A 719-nucleotide genomic window follows, 5' to 3' on the forward strand; every position below is an offset into this window, starting at 1 on the left:
CTTTTAATTTTTCCTTAATCCTTCTGTTGTTATAGTAATCTATATACTCTTCTATCGCTAGTTTTAATTCTTTTATATTCTTATAATTATTTTCTTGTCCATAAAATATTTCTGATTTTATTATTCCAAAGAAGCTTTCCATTAATCCATTATCTAAACTATTCCCTTTTCTTGACATACTCTGAATAATATTTTTTTCTTCTAGTCGCATAGTATAGAATTTATGCTGATATTGCCATCCCTGATCGCTGTGAAATATTAAATTATCAATATTAGAATTACGTTTAAACGCTTTATTTAGCATATCTATCACCTGAACCGAGTTTGGTGATGTTGAAATATTATATGAGACGATATACCTTCCATAAGCGTCTAATATTGGTGATAAATACAGCTTATTTCCTCTCAAATTAAATTCTGTAATATCTGTGAACCATTTTTCGTTTGGTTTATTTGCTTCAAAATTTCTTTTAATATGGTTATCTGCAATCTTTCCAATAGTTCCTTGATAAGATGAATATTTTCTTCTTTTGCGTGTAATGCTTTTTAAATTTAATTTATTCATTAATCTCAAAACTTTCTTATGGTTAACATTCATCCCTTGATTTTTAAGCTCTAATGTAACTCTGCGATATCCATATCTCTTTTTATTCGCGTAAAATATTTCTTTGATTTTATCAATGATATCTTTATTTTTTAAATCAGTATCCTGCTTATTT

General features: G+C 26.6%; 1 protein-coding gene. It reads right to left on the bottom strand.

Annotation, left to right across the window (positions count from 1 at the left end; all coding sequences use genetic code 11):
* Window positions 1–719 (bottom strand): IS3 family transposase (locus IX290_RS11435; RefSeq protein WP_211493317.1); only part of this gene is annotated, 719 nt, incomplete at both ends.

Source organism: Fusobacterium sp. DD2 (genome assembly GCF_018205345.1).
Lineage (GTDB): Bacteria > Fusobacteriota > Fusobacteriia > Fusobacteriales > Fusobacteriaceae > Fusobacterium_A.